A 17,986-nucleotide genomic window follows, 5' to 3' on the forward strand; every position below is an offset into this window, starting at 1 on the left:
AGCGTAACCCGACAACCACCACCAGCCTCAAACAGCATATCACCTACCCCACCTGTATCCACGTCGTCTTCAGCTCCGTGTATTTATCCAGCGCATGCAAGGATTTGTCGCGCCCGTTGCCCGACTGCTTGTAGCCGCCAAATGGCACGGTGATATCGTCGCCGTCATACTGGTTCACGTGCACGGTGCCGGCGCGCAGGGCGCGTGAAGTCCGAATCGCCTTGCCAATGTCGGACGTCCAGACGGCCGCCTGCAAGCCGTAGGGCGTGGCGTTGGCCTGGCGGATCGCCTCTTCGATGTCGGTAAAACCGAGCACCGACAATACTGGCCCGAAGATCTCTTCGCGCGCGATCGTCATGCTGGCGTCCACGCCATCGAACAGGGTCGGCTGCACGTAGTAGCCACCCGTATCAAGCCGCGCCGCCTCGCCGCCGCCCAGCAGCTGCGCGCCCTCGCTCCTGCCCTTGGCGATATAGCCCATCACCGTCTGCATCTGCGTGGCGTCAACGATGGCGCCCATGACGGTGGCCTCGTCGAGCGGATCGCCGGGCTGGAACTGCGGCAGCATCGCCTTCGCCTTGGCCAGGAATTCGGCCTTGATCGACTCTTCCACGAACAGGCGCGACGGCGCATTGCAGCTTTCGCCCTGGTTGAAAAAGATCGAACCGATGGCGGCCGCTACCGCCTTGTCGAGGTCGGGGCAATCGGCGCAGACGATATTGGCCGACTTGCCACCGAGCTCGGTCCAGGCCCGTTTCAGATTCGACTGGCCCGCCATCTGCACGATCAATTTGCCGGTGCGGGTCGAGCCCGTAAAGCCGATGCAATCGATATCCATGTGCAGCGCCAGCGCGGCGCCAGCTTCAATCCCGTAGCCGGGCAGCACATTCAATACGCCCGGCGGCAGGCCCGCTTCCAGGCCCAGGTCGGCCAGGCGCAAGGCTGTGAGAGGAGATTTTTCGGACGGTTTCAGGATCACGCTGTTGCCGGCCGCCAGCGCCGGCGCGATCTTCCAGGCGGCCATGATCATCGGGTAGTTCCACGGCACGATGGCGGCCACCACGCCCACCGGTTCGCGCTGAATCAGCGCCAGGCTGTCGGACGGCGTGGGCGCGATTTCATCGTAGATTTTGTCGATCGCTTCGCCATACCAGCGCAGGCAGTTGGCGGTGGCGCCCACGTCCACGCTCTGGCTGTATTTGATTGGTTTGCCCATGTCCAGCGTTTCAAGCAGCGCCAGCTCGGGGCCGTTCTGTTGCACCAGGTCGGCAAACTTGATCAGCACGCGCTTGCGCTGGGCCGGCGACTTGCCAGCCCAGCGGCGGTCGTCGAAGGCGGCGCGCGCGGCCAGCACGGCCACATCGACGTCCAGGCTGTCGCAGCGCGCCACCTGGCCCAGCAGGCGGCCGTCGACCGGCGACAGATTGTCGAACTGCAGGCCGGCAATCGCCCACACCCGTTCGCCATTGATCAACGCCCTTCCATCGATCGTCAGTTCCGCCGCACGCGCATGCCAGTTCATGGTGATCTCCCGAGGTGGTTTGGTAGCAGCTTACTCCTGGTCGCGCGTATATGCAGCCGACATCTGGCGCCGGCGCCGGCGCTCGCTGCGCGCCAGCATCACCGCATAGACGATCACGGCGATGGTCACCACCAGTATCGTCAGCGCGGCGATGGCATTGACGCGCGGATCAAGGCCCAGCCGCGCGCGCGAAAAGATCACCAGCGGCATGGTGGTCGAACCGGGGCCGGACAAAAACGCCGACAGCACCACGTCGTCCAGCGACAGGGTAAAGGTGAGCAGCCAGGCGGACGCCAGCGCCTGCGTGATGTTCGGCAGGGTCACCAGGAAAAACACCTGGTGCGCGCGGCAGCCCAGGTCCATCGCCGCCTCGGCCAGGGACTTGCTCATCTCCTGCAGGCGCGACTGCACCACCACGGCCGCGTAGGCCATGCCCAGCAGGGTATGGCCCAGCCAGATGGTGAACACCCCGCGCTCGGGAAAACCGAATACCTTTTGCAGGGACACCAGCATCAGCAGCAGGGACAGGCCGATGATCACCTCGGGCATCACCAGCGGCGCGCTGACCATGGACGAGAACAGGGTGCGGCCCCTGAAGCGCTGGTAATTGACCAGCGCAAAGGCGGCAAAGGTGCCCAGCACCACCGACGAGGTGGCCGACATGAAGGCGATTTTCAGCGACAGGCCAAAGCCGGCGATGATCTCGGAGTCGCTCATCAACTCCTGGTACCAGCGCAGCGAAAAGCCGGTCCACACCATGTCCTGGCGCGAGCTGTTGAACGAGAACACGATCAACACGATGATGGGCAGGTAGAGGAACAGATAGCCGAGCGAAAGCCAGCCGCGGCCGAACCAGCGCTGCAACAAGGTACGCCCGGTCATGCTTTCTCTCCCGTGTGTTGATCCGTCTTGTACTTGTTAAAAATCGCCATCGGCACCAGGATCAGCAGGATCACCAGCACCGTCACCGACGAGGCCATGGCCCAGTCGTTATTGGTGAAGTATTCGTCCCACAGCACGCGGCCGATCATCAGGGTTTCCGGGCCACCGAGCAGCTCGGGAATCACGTATTCGCCCACCGAGGGAATAAACACCAGCATGGCGCCGGCGATAATGCCCGACTTCGACAGCGGCACGGTAATGCGCCAGAAAGCCTGGAAAGGCGTGGCGCCCAGGTCGGCCGCCGCTTCCAGGTAACGCAGGTCCATTTTGACCAGGTTGGCGTACAGCGGCAATATCATGAACGGCAGGTACGCATACACCATGCCGACCACCAGCGAGAACGAGGTGTTCATCATCGGCAAAGGTTCCTGAACGACGCCCAGCGCGATCAGGAGGTCATTGAGCAGGCCATGGTTGGCCAGGATGCCCTTCCATGCATACACGCGCAGGAGAAAAGAAGTCCAGAACGGCAGCATCACCAGCATCATCAGGATCGGCCGCAAGCTCGGTTTGGCGCGCGCCATGAAATAGGCGAACGGATAGCCGATGAACAGGCAAATCGCGGTGGTGATCGCCGCATATTTGATGGAACTGAGGTAGGTCAGCAAGTACAATTCATCGGCGGCGATAAACAGGTAGTTGGCCACTTTCACCTTCAGCACGACGATGCCGTCAACATACGACAGCAGGCCGCCGAAGGGGCTGCCGGCCGTGTCCATGTCGGACAGGCTGATGCGCAGCACGATCAAAAAGGGAATCAGGAACGCGGCCGTCAAAAACAGCGACGGCACGGCGATCACGGCGCTGCGGCCGGTGAGCCAGCGCAGGGTGACCAACTTGCGCAGCGATTGGAGGATGGCGCTCATACGTCCCTTCAGCTGGTCAGCACGACGATGTCGGCGCCATCCCACCAGACCCATACGCGCTGCTCGCGCTCGAGGCGCGCGGCGTCGTGGCGGGCCGCGTTGGTGCGCGACACTTTCACCACCGCGCCGCTGTCGAGGCGCACATGGTAGCTGGTCTCATTGCCAAAATAGGCCATGGCGACAATCGCGCCCTGGGCGCAGTTGTAGCCGTGTTCCGCCGCCGAGGCGCGTTCTTCCAGGCCTGGCGCATCGAGCTGAATGCCGATTTTTTCGGGGCGCACCGCCACTGACACTTCCATGCCCAGGTTGCCCGTGACGCCGTGGGACACGTAGTGGCGCACGTCCGGCGTATCGACCACCACGTGATCGGGTTCGTCCTGCGTGACGTGGCCATCGAACAGGTTGACGCTGCCGATAAAGTCGGCCACGAAACGGCAGTTCGGCGTTTCATAGATGTCGCCCGGCGCGCCCACCTGCAGGATGCGCCCTTCGCTCATCACGGCGATGCGCGTGGCCATGCTCATCGCCTCGTCCTGGTCGTGGGTCACCATCACGCAGGTCACACCCACCTGTTCGATGATATTGACCAGTTCCATCTGCGTGCGCTCGCGCAGCTTTTTATCGAGCGCACCGAGCGGTTCATCGAGCAGCAGCAACTGCGGCCGCTTGGCCAGGCTGCGCGCCAGCGCCACGCGCTGCTGCTGGCCGCCGGACAATTGATGCGGCTTGCGTTTGGCATACTGCCCCAGCTGCACCAGCGCCAGCATCTGCTCGACCCGGGCCGCCACTTCCGCCTTCGGCAGGCCATCGCGGCGCAAACCAAACGCGATATTGTCCCACACCGACAGATGCGGAAACAGCGCATACGACTGGAACATCATGTTGATCGGCCGCTGATGCGGCGGCACCTCGACGATGCTGTTGCCGCCCAGCAGGATGCGGCCCGAGGTCGGCGTCTCGAACCCGGCCAGCATGCGCAGCAGGGTGGACTTGCCGCAGCCCGAACTGCCCAGCAGGGCGAAGATTTCGCCCTGGTTGATGGTCACGGAAATATCATTGACAGCGCGCACGCCATCGAATTCCTTGACCAGTTGGTCTATCAGCAGGAAAGGCGCTTGGGCGTCACTGGCCGACGCGGCAGATGTTGCTATCGTCATGGTTGGTAGCTTGGGATGGAGTGGGCAATGAAAAACTGGCCGCAGGAGCGGCCAGAGTGGGAGTTTAGCGGAACTGCTGACAAAGCGGTCCAAAAAATGCAGGAACCGCCTTGATTTTGGTGTAAATCCTACACCCAGCCCTTGGCCTTCACATCGGCATGGGTCTTGTCCAGGCACAGGCGTATCAGATCGGTCATCTCGTCGATCTGCGCGCGCGTCATCACCAGCGGCGGGGCGACGATCATGCGTTCGCCCACGGCGCGCATGATCACGCCGTTGTCGAACATATGGCCGCGGCAGATCATGCCCACGCCCTGCTCTTCGTCGAACAGCTCGTTTTCGTGCACGGTGGCGCCCTTCTTGCGCACCAGATTTAACCCGGCCACCAGGCCACAGCTGTCGGCGTAGCCGACCAGCGGATGCTCGCCCAGGCTGGCGAAACGCTGCTTCAGGTATGGCCCGGTGTCTTCCGCCACCTTGTTCACCAGTCCCTCTTCTTCGATGATGCGGATATTTTCCAGCGCCGCCGCGCACGCCACCGGGTGGCCCGAATAGGTGTAGCCGTGGGTGAATTCGCCTCCCTGCTCGATCAACACTTTCGCCACGCGCTCGCCGACCATCACGCCGCCCAGCGGCACGTAGCCCGAGGTGACGCCCTTGGCAAAGGTGATCAGGTCGGGCCTGATGCCGAACAGTTCGGAGCCGAACCAGCGGCCCAGGCGGCCAAAGCCGCAGATCACTTCATCGGCGATCAGCAAGATGCCGTACTTGTCGCAGATACGCTGTATTTCAGGCCAGTAGGTCGACGGCGGAATGATCACGCCGCCGGCGCCCTGCACCGGTTCGCCGATGAATGCCGCCACCTTGTCCGGCCCCACCTCGAGGATTTTTTCTTCCAGCCAGCCGGCCGCCTTCAGGCCGAATTCCTCGGGTGTGAGGCCGTGGCCCGCTTCCAGGTAATTGGGCTGGCCGATATGCACGATGCCGGGAATCGGCAGGCCGCCCTGGGCGTGCATGCCATCCATGCCGCCGAGCGAGGCGCCGGCCACCGTGCTGCCGTGATAGGCATTGTGGCGGCTGATGATGGTGTGGCGCTCCTTGTAGCCGAGCAGGTCCCAGTAGCGGCGCACCATGCGCAGATTGGTGTCGTTCGCTTCCGAGCCGGAGCTGGTAAAGAACACATGCTGGAACTGCGGCGGCGATATTTGCGCCAGCTTGGCCGCCAGCTGCACCGCCGGCACATTGGTGGTGCCAAAGAAGCTGTTATAGAAGGGCAGCGTTTCCATCTGCCGGTAGACCGCTTGCGAGATCGAGGTGCGGCCGTAGCCCACGTTGACGCACCACAGGCCCGACATGCCGTCGACGATTTTCTTGCCCTGGCTGTCCCACAGATAGACGCCCTCGCCGCGCACCATCACGCGCGCGCCTTTCGAGGCCAGGTCCTGGAAATCGGTAAACGGATGCAGGTAGTGGGCCGAGTCGGCTTTCTGGATGGCGGCCGTGTCGTACACCTGCGGCGCGGCGTTTTTCTGCGCCACGGAGGCGACCAGCGCGGCGCTTGGCGCCAGCGGATTGTTGTTGTTTGTAATCATGGATGATCCTTTATACGTGCAGTAACAAGTGTTCGCGTTCCCAAGGGCTGATGACGGTCATGAATTCCTGGTGTTCCAGGTCCTTGATGGCCGCATACACGTCGATGAAGCGCTCGCCGAGCACCGTGCGCAGTTTGTCTTCGGCGCGCAGCAGCTGCAGCGCCTCGGGCAGGCCTTGCGGCAGCTCGAACTTCATGTCGTAGGCGCTGCCGACCATCATCGGCGTCGCTTCGAGCTGCTCCGTCATGCCCAGGTAGCCGCAGGCCAGGGTGACGGCCAGCGCCAGGTAGGGGTTGGCGTCGGCGCCGATAATGCGGTTTTCCACGCGGCGGTCCTGCACCCCCGACTCGGGCACGCGAAAGCCCACGGTGCGGTTGTCGAGGCCCCATTGGATGTTGATCGGGGCGGCCGTATGGCGCACGATGCGGCGGTAGGAATTGACGTACGGCGCGACGATCGCCATCGCCGACGGCATATAGCGCTGCAGCCCGGCGATGTAGTGCTTGAAGATCGGCGCGGCCGAACCGTCTTCGTTGCTGAAGATGTTCAGGCCGGTTTTCGCATCGACCACGCTCTGGTGCACATGCATGGCCGAACCGGGTTCGCCGGCCATCGGCTTGGCCATGAAGGTGGCGTACATGTCGTGCTTGAGCGCCGCTTCGCGCAAGGTGCGCTTGAAGAAGAACACCTTGTCGGCCAGGCCCAGCGGGTCGCCATGCAGGAAGTTGATTTCCATCTGGCCGGCGCCGATCTCGTGGATCAAGGTATCGACGTCGAGATTCATCAGTTCGCAGTAGTCGTAGATATCCTCGAACAGCGGATCGAATTCGTTGACGGCGTCGATGCTGTAGACCTGGCGGCTGGTCTCGGCGCGGCCACTGCGCCCGATCGGCGGTTTCAAGGGCAGGTCGGGATCGGTGTTTTTCGCCGTCAGGTAGAACTCGAGTTCCGGCGCGACCACCGGCTTCCAGCCCTTGTCGGCATACAGTTTCAATACGCGGCGCAGCACCGAGCGCGGCGCGAAATCGACCAGCGCGCCATCGGCAAAATAGCAGTCGTGGATCACCTGCGCGGTCGGGTCGGTGGCCCACGGCACCATGGTGATGGTGGTCGGATCGGCCTTTAGAATCATGTCGCGGTCGGTGCTGGAGATGGCGCGGTCATAGCCGCCGTCGTCGACCGGGTAATTGCCCGTCACCGTCATGCCCAGTACCGCTTCCGGAATGCGCATGCCGCGCTCCTGGGTGAATTTTCCGCGCGGCAGGATCTTGCCGCGCGCGACACCGGTCAGGTCGGGTACCAGGCATTCGATTTCCGTGACCCGCTTCTCGTTGAGCCACAGGTCCATGTCGGTATAAGTGAAGTTCTCGCGTATCGCCATCTTGTCCTCTCGCTGGTCTTGATCAAGCGCCGCCCATCACCGCTGCGGCGCGCTAGTTACTGAAGGTCATTCTGTGTATCCATGATGCGTGTGCTGGTATTCGCGGCAGGCCTGGCCGAAGGCCTCGAACAGCCGCATCGACTGCGGGTTGTCTTCCACCTGCCATTCCGGGTGCCACTGCACGCCCAGCGCAAAGCCGGGCATGGCCGCCACCGTATACGCCTCCACCAGGCCGTCGTCGGCCAGCGCTTCAACCAGCAGGCCGTCGGCCAGGCGGGCGATGCCCTGGCCGTGCAGGGAATTGACCATCATCTCGCTCTCGCCACCCAATATGCGCGACAGCAGCGCGCCCGGTGTCAGGCGGATGCGGTGCGCCGGGCCGTACTGGCGCGCCAATGGATCGTTGATGTTTTCACGGTGGTCCAGCATGCCGGGCACCGCATGCACGGCCTGGTGCAGGCTGCCGCCAAGCGCCACATTGACTTCCTGGCAGCCGCGGCATATCGCAAAGAGCGGTAGCTGGCGCGCCAGCGCGGCGCGGATCAAGGGCAAGGTGGTGGCGTCGCGCGCCGTATCCTGCGGCAGTTCGGGGAAGGCAATCTCCTGCCCATACAGGCGCGCATCGACATTCGAGGCCGAGCCGGTCAGCAGCACGCCATCGGCGATGCGCAGCGCCGCCTCCAGGTCGGCGTCCTGGCCCAGGGCCGGCAACAGCAGCGGCATGCAGCCGGCCGCCGCAACCACGGCGTGCAGGTATTTATCCTGCGCCGTGTGGTAGGCGTGGCTGCCAAGCTGGCGGTGGCAGGCCGGAACGAGGACGATGGGACGATACATGGCTGGCTCTCGGTAGCGTGACAGCCCTACTCTACAGGATGGAGTTGCCAAACTGCCACACTAATGGTTATTGCATGAAGACGAACAACAGCGTGATCAAATTGGCGGCAACGGCTACACTGCGACCCTCGTTATTGCTCCAAGTGAATTGATCAAATGCCTGTCCTGGTAAGTCTGCCATGAAAAGCATGGCCTGGCGTGACTTTTTCGCCCTGGTGGTGAGCATCGGCGTGGTCGGCCTGGGCCTGGGCGCGACCATGCCGCTGACCGCCCTCACGCTGGACGGGCGCGGCGTGGGCACCGACGTGATCGGCATGATCACGGCCGTCAGCGCGCTGGGCATCCTGGCCGCCTCGCCCTTCGTCTCGCGGGCGGTAGGCCGCTACGGCGCGCGCGCCACCATGCTGGGCGCCGTCTGGGCCGCGTCGCTGGCCACCATCGCCATGCAGTGTACCGACAGCCTGCTGGCCTGGAGCGTGCTGCGCTTTGTGTTCGGCGGCGCCATGGGCGTGCTGTTTACCATCGGCGAAGCCTGGGTCAACCGCCTCGCACCTGCCGATTCGCGCGGCAAGGTGGTGGCCATGTACACCACCAGCTTCACGTTTTTCCAGCTGATCGGCCCGGCCCTGGTGGCTGCCTTCAACCACAAGATTGCCTGGAGCTTTGCCGCCTGCGGCCTGTTGTTTTTGCTGGCCCTGCCCGGGCTGATGCTGATCTCGAACAGCGGTCCGGAACAAGACGCCGAGGAAGCTAACGCGCCCGGCGTGAAATGGACCTTGATCCTGCCGCGCATGCCGATGATCGTGCTGGGCGCTGCTTTCTTTGCCCTGTTCGACACGCTGGCGTTAAGCCTGCTGCCGCTGTATGCCATGCGCCATGGCATCAGCACCGAACTGGCGCTGCTGTCGGCCACGGTGGTGCTGGTAGGCGACACGGGCTTGCAGTTTGCGCTGGGCTGGATGGCCGACCGCTATGGCCGCGCCAGGGTGCATGCCGGCTGCGGCGTGGCCGTCTGCCTGCTGCTGCCGCTGCTGCCCTTCGCGGTGCATACCCCGTGGCTGTGGTGGACGGTATTGCTGCTGGGTGCGGCCGCCGGCGGCATCTACATGCTGGCGCTGGTGGCCTGCGGCGAGCGCTTTACGGGGCTGCCACTGACCAGCGCCAGCGCCATCGTTAACGCCACCTGGGGCGTGACCAGCGGCGGCGGCCCGCTGCTGACGGGCGTGCTGATGCAGTCGGTGGGCGTAAATGCCCTGCCGGTCGTGATGTGGGTTTGCGCCGCCGTATTTGTCGGCAGCGCCGTGTGGGAAAAACGCAGGGGAATTTAAACACGTAGGTCGGATTAGCGGCTTCGCCGCGTAATCCGACACCACCACCGGCCCAAGCCAACAATGTTGTCGGGTTACGCGCTTGCGCGCTAACCCGACCTACGGTTCCAGCTTCTGTTGCAGCTGTTTTTCCACCGGATAGTCGGGATATGCCTGTTTGAAGGCCGCCCACTCCTGCTGCGCGGCCGGCTTCTGGCCCGCTTTCAGCAGGCCGTCGATCTTGACCAGCCAGACGGACGCGTCGAGTTTCGGCGGCGCCGGCATCGGCTCGGCAGCTGAAGGCGCCGGTGGTGGTGGCAGCGTCATCGCGCGGCGCACCGATGGTGCCGGACGCACCGTGCCCGAAGGTTCGGCTTTTGATTCCATCTGGTCGGCCGATGGCGCGACCGACGTCGCCACGGGCGGATCGAGCGGTTCGCCGACCACCGGGTATGTGGCCTGCTTGTGGCCGAAGAAGTCACCACCGACCAGATTAAACGTCAGCAGCACGGCGGCGGCCAGGCCCAGCGGAAGGCGCCAGCGCGTCAGGTAGTCGGTGGTTTTTTTTGCCGGCAGCGTGCGTACCACGCCATCACCGCTGTCGTTCGCGGCCAGCGGTTTGGCCACGGGCGTCACCAATGCCTGTTCGGCATCCGCCAGGATGGCCGCATCGAGTTCGGCGGACGGCGACGGCTGCGGCAAGGCTGCCAGCAGCGCGGTCAATTCTTCGTCTTGATGGTCGGGATTCATGCTCGTACTCCTTTGCCGCTGGCCGCGTCTAGCTGCGCGCGCAATTTCTGCATCGCGTAGCGCAGCCGGCTTTTCACGGTTTCCGCTTCGGTCCCCGTCACCACGGCAATCTCGGCAATGCTCATGGCGCTGAACTGCTGCAGCACCAGCGCTTCCTTCTGTTCCGCCGGCAGCAGCGCGATGGCCGCGTGCAGCAGCGCGTGCTGCTGCTTCTGTTCGAACGACTGCTGCGGCGAGGCGTCGTCGCCGGGTGCTTCGGCCGCCACTTCAGGACCCAGCCACAGCGCTTCTTTCTGGCGCAGGATGTCGATCAGCCGGTTGCGCGCCAGTTGGTACAGCCAGGTGCGAAACGCCGCCTGCGGCTGGTAGCTGGCGCGCGCCGCATGCAGGCCGGCCCAGGCATCCTGCACGATCTCGTCGACCCAGGCGCGGCGCGGCGAGCGCCAGGCCACGAAACGGTACAGGCCCTCGCGATGGCGCCGGTACAGTTCGCGAAATGCCGGCAGGTCGCCGCCGCCATAGCGCAGCATCAGCTCTTCATCGGTGTCGTTCGGTAAGGTGTCGGCCATGCGGACCAGTGTAGCCGAAGCCGGCGGCGGCCACAATCGCCGCACGTCATCGTGCCCTGAGCGGCGCATAGCTGATGCGGCGCGTCTCGCGGATCTTGCCATCGGCCACCTCCCCTTCCACCAGTTCGTAGCCGAGCAAGGCGAACACCCGGCCCTGCAGGAACAGCGGGCGCGCATTGCCATACCAGTCGACGCACGAGGCGCGGCAGCCGTCGTCCGGCGGCGCACCGGGTTTGGCCGCCAGCGCGCCGAGCTCCGTCAGGGCCAGCGCCTTATTGCGCAGATAGAGCACCGAGGCCGATTCCGTGTGCGGGCCGGCGCGCTCGGTGGCGCCCAGGATCGGCAGGCCGATCACGCCGTCGCTGCCGGTGTCCGGCTTGTAGAAAAAGCCGTGGCTGCGCGTTTCGCCCTGGGCTGCGTTGGCACGCACATAGCTGCCGGCAACCATCGCCTGGCTGCCCAGGCCGATGCTGGTGAAATGCAGGTCCTGTCCTTTGGCGCCGACCGCCACCGCGTCATTGCCCAGTGCTTCGATGCGCTCGACGCCATGCGGCAGGGCCAAGGCCTGCGGCGCGTCCTTGCCGGCCCAGCGCAGCGCATGCAAAGGCTGCAAAGGCCAGTTCGGATCGACCTGGCGCCGCGCGGAATTGCCTGGCTGGCCATACAAAAGATACGGCCCCACATAGCGGTTCTGCAGGCCGTAGTCGCCATTGCCTGGCAAGGCCCGGTAGCTGGCGGCCGGCGCGCTGTCGCGGCCATCGGAAAAGCTGTTCAGCCGCACGCGCAGCAGCGCCAGCTCGCCGCGGCCTTTTTCGCTGTCCCACATGGCGTCGCCGCGCCCTTGCGAGCGCAGCAAGACGTTCAGATGGCCGTCGGCGCTTTCCAGGAACGAGAACTGGTCGACCGGCGCGCCGGCCGTTTTCAGGGCGCTGGGCGCCGTGCCGTCGAGCGGTAGCCGGAACACGCTCGACCCGCCGCCACGGCGCGTGGTCCACACATACACCGACTCGCCCGAGACATAGAACACGCGGCCAGGAGGGCCCATCACGGCGCTCGCTTCGCAGCGCAGCTCGCGGCTGGCCAGGTCGCAGCTGGTGACCGTATGCAGGGCGATGGCCGCGCCAGGCTCCGGTTCTTCATCGGTGCGGAAAATGCGCGTGGCCGGCGCGATGCGCTGGAAGTCCTGCGGCACGGCGTCGCTGCGCCAGCGGCGCAGCGCGGGAAAACCGCCGAACGGGTCGCCGCGGCGCACATTGAGCGACAGCGGCGAGTAGAACACCAGTTTCGTGCCGACCAAGCGGCTGGCGTAATTGCGCGCCGAATAGTAGTCATTCGAGCGCAGGTGATAAGTGGCGCGGTAGGCCAGGCTGCCAGCGGCATCGATGTCGAACAGGCCCACCTCGGTGCCGCCACGGCTGTAGCTGTAGCCGATCACCGCCACCGTATCGCCCGAGACCAGCAGTTCGTCGTACCAGCTGCCCGACGGATCGCTGCCCGGCGCAAACGCATCGAGCGAGGCCACCGGGCGCAAGGCCTGCTGGCCCACATCGACCGTAAACAGCTTGCCACGCCGCAGCACCACCAGGTGCTTGCCATGCACCTTGACGATGCCGCCTTCGTCGACGCCGGCCGTCTGGGTATTGGTGACCGATTGGGCCACCGCTCCCGCCACTTCGGCCGATTTGGAGGCCGATGACGCCATCGGCGCCGGCATGGGTGCGGCCTTCATCTGCAGCTCGGCGCGCCGGGCAAGCGCCGCCTGCCGGACAGCCAGCTGGTCCAGATAAGCACGCAAGGCCGGTTCGCTGGCAAACGCCGTCAGGGTCTTGCGCGGCGCCGTATCGACGGCGGCGGCATGGGCGGTGGACGACAGCAGCAGCGACAGCAGCAAGGTCGTTTTCAGGGCGGTGGGCATCGCGGTTTCTCCGGTGGTCACGTGGGTGTTGATCATGAAACGCGGCGGCAAGCAAAACGGGGTCAAAGCCAAGCAAAAAAATTTCCGGCGTGAGCCAGCTCACACCGGGCGCATGGGCGCCCAATCGTGCGCCTGTCAAAAAGGGCTACCATGAAAGACCCAGTCACCACTTGCCGAAAGAACGCCATGCCGACCACCACGCTGACCTTGAACGATCCCGCGCTGCTGCGCCAGCAATGCTATATCAACGGCCAATGGCGCGATGCCGGCAGCGGCAAGACGACCGATGTCAGCAACCCCGCCACCGGCGCGGTGATCGGCAATGTACCGACCATGGGCAAGCAGGAAACCGCGCAGGCCATCACTGCCGCGAACGAGGCCTGGCCGGCCTGGCGCAAGAAAAGCGCGGCCGAACGGGCCGGCTATCTGCGCCGCTGGAATGACCTGATGCTCGAACACGCCGACGACCTGGCGCTCCTGATGACGGCCGAACAGGGCAAACCGCTGGCCGAATCGAAAGGCGAGGTGAAATACGCGGCCTCCTTCATCGAATGGTTTGCCGAGGAAGGCAAGCGCGTCTCGGGCGACACCATCGCTTCGCCGTGGCCGGACCGCCGCATCGTGGTGACGAAAGAGCCGATCGGCGTGTGCGCCGCCATCACGCCGTGGAATTTTCCGGCCGCGATGATCACCCGCAAGGTGGGCCCGGCGCTGGCGGCCGGCTGCCCCATCATCGTCAAGCCGGCCGGCCTCACACCATTTTCCGCGCTGGCGCTGGCCGTGCTGGCTGAACGGGCCGGCATTCCGCCCGGCGTATTCAATGTGATCACCGGCTCGTCGCAGGAGATCGGCGACGAGCTGACGGCCAACCCGCTGGTGCGCAAACTCAGTTTTACCGGCTCGACCGAAGTGGGCCGCAAGCTGATGGCGCAGTGCGCGCCGACCATCAAGAAGCTGTCACTGGAACTGGGCGGCAACGCGCCCTTCATCGTGTTCGACGATGCCGACCTCGATGCGGCGGTGGAAGGCGCGATCGCCTCGAAATACCGCAACGCCGGCCAGACCTGCGTATGCGCCAACCGCCTGTATGTGCAGGACGGCGTGTATGACGCGTTTGCCGAAAAGCTGGTGGCGGCGGTGGAAAAACTCAAGGTCGGCAATGGCGTCGACGACGGCGTCACGCAAGGGCCGCTGATCGAAGAAAAAGCCGTCAAAAAAGTCGAACAGCACGTGGCCGACGCGCTGGCCAAGGGCGGCCGCTTGCTCACCGGCGGCCAGCGCCATGCGCTGGGCCACAGCTTCTTCCAGCCCACCGTGATCGCCGAGGTGACGGGCGACATGCTGGTGGCGAAAGAGGAAACCTTCGGCCCGCTGGCGCCCCTGTTCCGCTTCCAGACCGACGACGAAGTGGTGGCCATGGCCAACGACACCGAATTCGGCCTGGCCGCCTATTTCTATTCGCGCGATATCGGCCGCATCTGGAAAGTGGCCGAGGGCCTGGAATCGGGCATGGTGGGCGTGAACACGGGCCTGATCTCGACCGAAGTGGCGCCGTTCGGCGGCGTCAAGCAGTCAGGCCTGGGCCGCGAAGGCTCGTCGTACGGTATCGATGATTACCTGGTGATCAAATATATCTGCATGGGCGGGATTTAAGTGCTTACTCAAAACCCCGTATGCGGTCGCCATTGAAATTGGGCAGCCGCCATGAAAAGCGCAGCGCCAGGAAGCGCAGCAGCAGGCCGGCCGCGATCGACGCCAGCTGCGCCACCGCGCTGTCGACCTGGAAGTGCAGCAGCGCCACATACAGCACGCCCGTCAACACCGCCACGGTGGCATACACTTCGCGCTGCAGCACCAGCGGGATCTGGTTGCATAAAATATCGCGCAGCAGGCCGCCGAACACGCCGGTGATCATGCCGGCCAGCACCACGATGGCCGGGTGCATGCCGGCCGACATGGCGATGTCGCAGCCGATCACGCAAAAGGCCACCAGTCCCAGGCCGTCGACGATCAAAAATACCGAACGCAGGTGATGCAGATAGCGCGCCACGAACGCCGTGACGACGGCCGCGCCGCCGGTGAACAGCAGGTATTCGGGATGGGCGATCCAGCCCAGCGGATAGTGGCCCAGCAGCACGTCGCGGATGGTGCCGCCACCGAGGGCGGTGACGGTGCCGATCATCACGATGCCGAACAGGTCCATGCCGCGGCGCATGCCCATGATGGCGCCGGACATGGCTTCGGCCGTGATGGCCACCAGGTAGATCGTATAGAGCAGCATGGTTTATTCTTCCAAAGTACGGCAGGGTGCAAAAACGTCATTGTGCACCGCAACACGCCGTTCCTTATCAAAAGTAAGTATTATTTGGGAACGATAAATTTTTCTAATGACAGGCGGCGCTGATGGAACTCAATCCCAAGCATACGGAAGCGTTTCGCGCCGTGATCGAGACCGGCAGTTTCGAGCAGGCGGCGCTGCGGCTGCACCTGACCTCGCCCGCCATCTCGCAGCGCGTGCGCGCGCTGGAAAGCCAGCTGGGCAACGCCCTGATCGTGCGCAGCCGCCCTGCCCGCGCCACCCGCACCGGCCAGCGCCTGATGCAGTACCTGAAACGCGCCAGGCTGCTCGAAGCGGACCTGGAGGCGGAACTGGCGGTGCAGCAGGACGCGCCGCTGACCCTGGTGCTGGCGCTGAATGCCGACTCGATGGGCACCTGGTTTTTCCCGGCCCTGGCCGATATCCTCAACCGCGAGCGCGTGCTGCTGGACCTGACCGTGGAAGACCAGGACCATACATATACCTTGCTGGAAACCGGGATGGCGATCGGCTGCATCAGCACCGAAGCGAAGCCGATGCGCGGCTGCAGCGCCGAGCCGCTGGGCGTGATGCGCTACTGGCTGGTGGCCACGCCGGCGTTTCGCCGGCAGTGGTTCGCCCAGGGCCTGACGCGCAAGGCGGCGCGCACGGCGCCGGTGGTGGCCTACACGCGCAAGGACACCTTGCAGTCCAACTACCTGCAACAGGCGCTGGGCCTGCCAGAAGGCGCCTATCCTTGTCATTATGTGCCGGGGGCCACCTCGCACTTCAACGCCATCCGCTACGGGCTCGGCTACGGCATGGTGCCGGAGCTGCTGCTGCAGGCCAATCCCGATGGCCGGCTGGTGGAGATGCTGACGCCGCAGCAGCCGGCCGACGTGGCGCTGTACTGGCATACCTGGAAAGTGCAGTCGCCGCGCATGGAGCAACTGTCGCGGCAGATCGTGGCGGCGGCGCGCGCGGTGCTGAGATGAATCGCGCCCTTCATACCGGCCAACCTAACTTTTTATATAAGACACTGCATCAGTCAACGGCTATATTGAAGCGACAGATCACCCACTCATAAAACAAGGAGTTGTCATGTCACTCACCGTAGCAGATCTTCTGGCCACCACACTTGCCGAGGCGGGCGTCACGCGCATATGGGGCGTCACGGGCGACAGCCTCAATGGCCTGAGCGACAGCCTGCGCCGGATGGGGGGCATTGAATGGATGCATGTGCGCCATGAAGAAACGGCCGCCTTCGCCGCCGGCGCCGAGGCGGCGATCACGGGCGGCCTGGCGGTCTGCGCGGGCAGTTGCGGGCCCGGCAATCTGCACCTGATCAACGGCCTGTTCGACTGCAAGCGCAACCATGTGCCGGTGCTGGCCATCGCCGCCCACATCCCGTCTTCCGAGGTGGGCTTGGGCTATTTCCAGGAAACCCATCCGCAGGAGCTGTTCCGTGAGTGCGCCGATTTCATCGAACTGATCTCGAACCCTGAACAGTTGCCGGGCGTGCTGCACCGCGCGCTGAACACGGCTATCGGCCGCAATGGCGTTGCCGTGCTTGTCATACCCGGCGATGTCGCGCTCATGCCCGCCCCGGCCGGCAAGCTGCCGAAGCTGGCCCTGCCTGAAGCGCCGCGCGTGATCCCCGTCGCTGCCGAGATCGAGCGGCTGGCCGGCTTGCTCAACGGTTCGACGAAGGTGACCATCCTGGCCGGCAGCGGCTGCGCCGGCCAGCACGACGCGGTGGTGGCGCTGGCCGCCGCGCTCAAGGCGCCCATGGTCCATGCCCTGCGCGGCAAGGAGCATGTCGAGTGGGACAACCCCTATGACGTGGGCATGACCGGCATGATCGGCTTTTCATCGGGCTACCATGCGATGATGTCGTGTGACACGCTGCTGATGCTCGGCACCGACTTTCCTTATCGCGCGTTCTACCCCAGGGAGGCGCAAGTCATCCAGATCGACCGCGATCCCGGTGCGCTGGGCCGGCGCGTGCCCCTGACGCAGGGCCTGGTCGGCGATGTCGGGGAAACCATCGCCGCCCTGCTGCCGCTGCTTCAGGCGCGCACCGAGCGCGGTTTCCTCGACCAGGCCCTCGAGCATTACCAGGAAGCGCGCCACGGACTGGACGAGCTCGCCTCACCATCGGCGTCCGGCCGGCCGATCCACCCGCAATATCTGGCGCGCCGCCTCAGCGAGCTCGCGGCCGACGACGCCATCTTTACCGCCGATGTCGGCACACCGACGGTGTGGGCGGCGCGCTACCTGGCCATGAACGGCCGGCGCCGCCTGCTCGGCTCGTTCAACCACGGCTCGATGGCCAACGCGCTGCCGCAGGCGATCGGCGCGCAGGCGGCCGCGCCGCACAAGCAGGTGATCTCGCTGTCGGGCGATGGCGGCTTCACCATGATGATGGGCGATTTCATTTCATTGTCTCAACTGGGCCTGCCGGTCAAGGTGGTGGTCGTCAACAACGGCTCGCTGGGCTTTGTGGCGATGGAAATGAAGGCGGGCGGCTATCTCGACACCGGCACCGACCTGGCGAACCCCGATTTCGCCGCCATGGCCTCGGCGATGGGCATCCTGGGAATTCGCGTCGACAATGCGTCCGATCTGGACGAGGCGCTGCGCCGCGCTTTTGCCCACCCGGGGCCGGTGCTGGTCGATGTGGTCACGGCCAAACAGGAACTGGTCATCCCACCCAGGATCGGGCTCGAACAGGCCAAGGGCTTCAGCCTGTTCATGTTGAAGGCGATGATCAACGGACGTGGCGACGAGGTGGTCGACCTGGCGCGCACCAACCTGCGGTTCTGAGGGGGAACGAAATAGAAAACGGTTCGCCG

General features: G+C 64.7%; 15 protein-coding genes. 4 read left to right on the top strand and 11 right to left on the bottom strand.

The window, feature by feature from the left end; translation table 11 throughout:
* Nucleotides 1–43: 43 nt before the first annotated feature.
* The 7 genes from ASR47_RS06625 to ASR47_RS06655 form a co-directional block, all read right to left on the bottom strand.
* A complete protein-coding gene (locus tag ASR47_RS06625) occupies nucleotides 44–1,522 on the bottom strand; it encodes an aldehyde dehydrogenase (RefSeq protein ID WP_065306964.1) in 1,479 nt (492 codons plus the stop codon).
* A gap of 30 nt (nucleotides 1,523–1,552) precedes the next feature.
* Nucleotides 1,553–2,404, bottom strand: a complete 852-nt coding sequence (locus ASR47_RS06630; RefSeq protein ID WP_065306965.1) for an ABC transporter permease — start codon at nucleotides 2,402–2,404, stop codon at nucleotides 1,553–1,555.
* Nucleotides 2,401–3,330: an ABC transporter permease subunit gene (locus ASR47_RS06635; protein ID WP_065306966.1), complete on the bottom strand. Its 930-nt coding sequence runs from the start codon at nucleotides 3,328–3,330 to the stop codon at nucleotides 2,401–2,403. Before ASR47_RS06635 ends, ASR47_RS06630 begins: the two co-directional genes overlap by 4 nt.
* Before the next feature lie 8 nt (nucleotides 3,331–3,338).
* Nucleotides 3,339–4,487, bottom strand: a complete 1,149-nt coding sequence (locus tag ASR47_RS06640) for an ABC transporter ATP-binding protein (RefSeq protein WP_065306967.1) — start codon at nucleotides 4,485–4,487, stop codon at nucleotides 3,339–3,341.
* Between the two features lie 128 nt (nucleotides 4,488–4,615).
* Nucleotides 4,616–6,079 carry an aspartate aminotransferase family protein gene (locus tag ASR47_RS06645; protein WP_065306968.1) on the bottom strand — a complete coding sequence of 488 codons (1,464 nt, stop codon included), beginning with the start codon at nucleotides 6,077–6,079 and terminating at the stop codon, nucleotides 4,616–4,618.
* Nucleotides 6,080–6,089: 10 nt separating this feature from the next.
* On the bottom strand, nucleotides 6,090–7,460 hold the full coding sequence (locus ASR47_RS06650; protein WP_035822563.1) for a glutamine synthetase family protein: 1,371 nt from the start codon (nucleotides 7,458–7,460) through the stop codon (nucleotides 6,090–6,092).
* Nucleotides 7,461–7,526: 66 nt separating this feature from the next.
* Nucleotides 7,527–8,294 (bottom strand): gamma-glutamyl-gamma-aminobutyrate hydrolase family protein, encoded by a 768-nt coding sequence (locus ASR47_RS06655; protein WP_065306969.1) that lies wholly within the window; start codon nucleotides 8,292–8,294, stop codon nucleotides 7,527–7,529.
* Nucleotides 8,295–8,473: 179 nt separating this feature from the next.
* Between ASR47_RS06655 and ASR47_RS06660 the strand changes: the two genes are divergently transcribed.
* Nucleotides 8,474–9,622, top strand: coding sequence for an MFS transporter (locus ASR47_RS06660; RefSeq protein WP_065306970.1), 1,149 nt, complete (start codon nucleotides 8,474–8,476; stop codon nucleotides 9,620–9,622).
* Between the two features lie 99 nt (nucleotides 9,623–9,721).
* Here the strand turns inward: ASR47_RS06660 and ASR47_RS06665 are convergent, their stop codons facing one another.
* From ASR47_RS06665 to ASR47_RS06675, 3 genes are read right to left on the bottom strand one after another with little or no spacing between them, the layout of a single operon-like run.
* Nucleotides 9,722–10,351, bottom strand: a complete 630-nt coding sequence (locus ASR47_RS06665) for a hypothetical protein (protein WP_065306971.1) — start codon at nucleotides 10,349–10,351, stop codon at nucleotides 9,722–9,724.
* Nucleotides 10,348–10,920 (bottom strand): sigma-70 family RNA polymerase sigma factor, encoded by a 573-nt coding sequence (locus tag ASR47_RS06670; protein ID WP_245714277.1) that lies wholly within the window; start codon nucleotides 10,918–10,920, stop codon nucleotides 10,348–10,350. Before ASR47_RS06670 ends, ASR47_RS06665 begins: the two co-directional genes overlap by 4 nt.
* Nucleotides 10,921–10,966: 46 nt before the next feature.
* Nucleotides 10,967–12,871 carry a beta-propeller domain-containing protein gene (locus ASR47_RS06675; protein WP_245714278.1) on the bottom strand — a complete coding sequence of 635 codons (1,905 nt, stop codon included), beginning with the start codon at nucleotides 12,869–12,871 and terminating at the stop codon, nucleotides 10,967–10,969.
* Between the two features lie 114 nt (nucleotides 12,872–12,985).
* Between ASR47_RS06675 and gabD the strand changes: the two genes are divergently transcribed.
* Complete coding sequence (gene gabD / locus ASR47_RS06680) at nucleotides 12,986–14,488, top strand: NADP-dependent succinate-semialdehyde dehydrogenase (protein ID WP_245714279.1); 1,503 nt, start codon at nucleotides 12,986–12,988, stop codon at nucleotides 14,486–14,488.
* Between the two features lie 4 nt (nucleotides 14,489–14,492).
* Here the strand turns inward: gabD and ASR47_RS06685 are convergent, their stop codons facing one another.
* Entirely contained in the window at nucleotides 14,493–15,116 is a 624-nt protein-coding gene (locus tag ASR47_RS06685) for a trimeric intracellular cation channel family protein (RefSeq protein ID WP_065306974.1), read from the bottom strand.
* A 122-nt stretch (nucleotides 15,117–15,238) separates the two neighbouring features.
* Between ASR47_RS06685 and ASR47_RS06690 the strand changes: the two genes are divergently transcribed.
* Together ASR47_RS06690 and poxB are read left to right on the top strand one after the other, a co-directional pair.
* Nucleotides 15,239–16,126, top strand: coding sequence for an HTH-type transcriptional regulator ArgP (locus ASR47_RS06690; protein WP_065306975.1), 888 nt, complete (start codon nucleotides 15,239–15,241; stop codon nucleotides 16,124–16,126).
* A 106-nt stretch (nucleotides 16,127–16,232) separates the two neighbouring features.
* On the top strand, nucleotides 16,233–17,957 hold the full coding sequence (gene poxB, locus ASR47_RS06695) for a ubiquinone-dependent pyruvate dehydrogenase (RefSeq protein WP_065306976.1): 1,725 nt from the start codon (nucleotides 16,233–16,235) through the stop codon (nucleotides 17,955–17,957).
* The last annotated feature ends 29 nt before the right edge of the window (nucleotides 17,958–17,986 follow it).

It is taken from the genome of Janthinobacterium psychrotolerans (assembly GCF_001677885.1).
Classification (GTDB): Bacteria; Pseudomonadota; Gammaproteobacteria; order Burkholderiales; family Burkholderiaceae_D; genus Janthinobacterium; species Janthinobacterium psychrotolerans.